Source organism: Bacillus sp. JJ1764, from assembly GCF_036962145.1.
Lineage (GTDB): Bacteria > Bacillota > Bacilli > Bacillales > Cytobacillaceae > Neobacillus.
In genome coordinates, this window is the sequence record NZ_JBALNY010000229.1 from 1 (window position 1) to 1,670 (window position 1,670).

The 1,670-nt window shown below is 31.6% G+C and carries 1 pseudogene; it reads right to left on the reverse strand.

Going from position 1 to position 1,670, the window contains the following annotated elements:
* A pseudogene (locus V7083_RS22895) lies at positions 1-1,670 on the reverse strand (hypothetical protein); the annotation flags it as partial.

Consider the following 1,670-nt stretch of genomic DNA (forward strand, 5'->3'; position numbering starts at 1 on the left):
ATTGTCTTTATAAAGATTAAATAGTTCTGTAATACTCTGTTGTGGTTTTACCTCTGTCCTTCTGATTTGATCTCTTAGTTGTTTAAAATCTTCACTAACAGCACTTGAGATTTGTGTAAACCGAGGGAGAGATCTTAACCATTTGACTAAAGTGCCACAAATCTGTATAAGTCTTGAATTGTTTCGCCCCTCTAATCTTTCCTCAATAAAATCAGCAAAATGGTTTTCTAGTGAATTGAAGAAATGAATATAATCCTCATCAATTTTCTCATAGGTATATTGATAGTTTTCGGGTCCTTCTTCTTCTAATATTTCATAAAGCTTATTACCATTAAGCCCCGGTACAAATATTTCATTTCTATAGAGCATAAATTCATTCCAACGATCACGTAACATTGCAACTAATAAAATAGGTACTACAGGCTTTCTGATCCCAAATGGAGTTTCTGTAAAAATACTTATGATATCAGCAAAATTCCCCTTCGGTTGCTTATCTAATAGGTCAGTAAGCTTTTTACGTAATAGACGGTAAGGTGCATACTCAATATTTTTATAATCAAATTTATTAACATCTATATCAAAATTTGAATTATTCTTAAAGACAGAAGCATAAATGGCATACGCTGGCCCACTTCCCTCTATTCCAAACTGGCTTTCATTTGGGGACTTAATAATGCAATCAATGAGATTTTTTGCCCCCACCTTTTGTTGAGAGGAACAATTCATACGATTGAATGAATCATTTATTATTTTTGGCGTATCCCCATATAATTGATAACACTTTTTAGTTAACAACTCCGATAAACCAATTTGACTATTAATGTTTAATCTTTCTTTAGAAGAAATCCAGATAATATTGTTATCAAAATTGGAAAGGGCTGATAAATATTTTGCTATCACATGGTTAGCTTCTTTTCCTAAAATTGACAGTTCTTCCTTAATCCCTTTATCCTCTGCGAGTAAAGCCTTATCAGATGATAACTCCTCGATAATAATACTTTCAAACAGTTCCTGCTTGATTGAAGAAAGAGGGCTAGGATGCACCGAAAAGATATCCTTTTCAGACCGAGAAAGTCTTAGAAGTTTTTTCGAAATTTCTTCTGAAATCTTGTTTTCAGGAATAACGTAATAAAGTGTTAGATCTGCATCACTATTCTTCATCTTTAACACATTAAATTTCTCGATATTTGATTCAAGAAGAAGCTCTACATTAGCAAATCTAGTCATTTCCTTGTCATCATTATATTTTTCTGGGAAGTAATATTTCCTATCAAGGTTTTTTAACAAGATTTTTTGTATCTCAACTTGACTAGGAATATAATCTAACTTTTTACTAGATATTTTTTCATTAATATCTACAGCACTTCCTGTATGAATTTCCCAATATTCGCCCAATCTATTAAATCTAATAACTTTTTGCTTTGATAATAAGCTCAAAAGCGGCTCTAATTCTTTATTATCTAGTTGCATTGCAAACAATAGAAATTCAGTTGAAAGCTTTTGTTCTTTTTGCAAACTGCATAGATTCCAAATTGAAATAAATTTAAGTAGATTTAGTGCAAGTCTCTTATCGACTAAAGTATCAGGAATTCTAGCTACCGCCTTTTTATAAAGAAGTAGATTCCTTGATATTTCTACATCAATATCGTTCTCAGAAGTGTCTGAAAAGA